General features: G+C 61.5%; 1 protein-coding gene. It reads left to right on the top strand.

What is annotated here, in order from left to right; all coding sequences use genetic code 11:
• The first annotated feature begins 46 nt into the window (after positions 1-46).
• The gene (locus BST14_RS28095) at positions 47-1,132 is read left to right on the top strand and encodes an IS630 family transposase (RefSeq protein ID WP_083067490.1); all 1,086 of its coding nucleotides are present in this window, start codon (positions 47-49) and stop codon (positions 1,130-1,132) included.

The following is a 1,132-nucleotide window of genomic DNA, read 5'->3' as shown; positions in this document are numbered from 1 at the left end:
CTAGTGTCCTGAGTCGTTAATTCGCCCGCTCTTGTTAGTATGGGTGATGCCGTCGCCGCATGCTGCCACGATCGTGTTGACCGACGATGAACGTATTGAGTTGGAAGGCTGGGTTCGGCGACGGAATAGTGCTGCCGGGTTGGCTCTGCGTGCCCGAATCGTGCTGGCGTGCGCTGATGGCGGCAGTAATGTCGAGGTCGCCGAACGGCTCGAACTCGACCGGGGCACGATTCGTAAGTGGCGCAACCGGTTCGCCGAGAAGCGCTGCGACGGATTGCTCGATGAACCGAGACCGGGCCGGCCTCGTGTGGTCGGCGATGAGCAGATCGAAGCGTTGATCACCGCAACGCTAGAGACGACACCCACGGATGCCACGCACTGGTCGACGCGGTCGATGGCCGACCATCTAGGACTGTCCCAGTCGATGGTGTCGCGGGTCTGGCGGGCGTTCGGTTTGGCACCGCACAAACAGGATTCGTGGAAGTTGTCCAAGGACCCGTTGTTCGTGGCCAAGGTTCGCGACATCGTCGGTCTCTACCTGGATCCCCCCGAGCGGGCCATCGTGCTGTGCGTCGATGAGAAGACCCAGATCCAGGCGCTCAACCGCACCGCGCCGGTGTTTCCGATGCTGCCCGGCACTCCGACACGCGCCACCCATGATTACGTCCGCCACGGCACTTCGAGCCTGTACGCCGCGCTAAATCTGGCTACCGGCAAGGTGATCGGATCACTGCACTCGCGTCACCGGTCCCAGGAGTTCCTGGCCTTCTTGAAAAAGATCGACACCGAGGTCCCCGCCGATCTGGACTGCCACGTCGTGCTCGACAACGCCTCCACGCACAAGACCCCGGCGGTCCAGCGCTGGCTGATCAATCACCCCCGATTCATCTTGCATTTCACCCCCACCAGCTCGTCATGGCTCAACCTCGTCGAACGCTGGTTCGCCGAACTGACCACCAAGAAGCTACGACGCGGCACCCACACTTCGGTACGACAACTCAACGCCGACATCCGCGCCTGGATCGACACCTGGAATGACAATCCACGCCCCTACGTGTGGACCAAGACCGCCGACCAAATCCTGGACAGCATCGCCAACTACTGCCGACGAATTAACGACTCAGGACACTAG

The sequence above is a fragment of the Mycobacterium arosiense ATCC BAA-1401 = DSM 45069 genome, from assembly GCF_002086125.1.
Lineage (GTDB): Bacteria > Actinomycetota > Actinomycetes > Mycobacteriales > Mycobacteriaceae > Mycobacterium > Mycobacterium arosiense.
Note: the sequence above shows the minus strand (reverse complement) of the source record. Positions and strands in the feature narration are given on the sequence as shown.

Coding starts and splice junctions, on each gene's coding strand:
- BST14_RS28095 (WP_083067490.1), top strand. CDS start 47: ATGCCGTCGCCGCATGCTGCCACGATCGTGTTGACCGACGATGAACGT.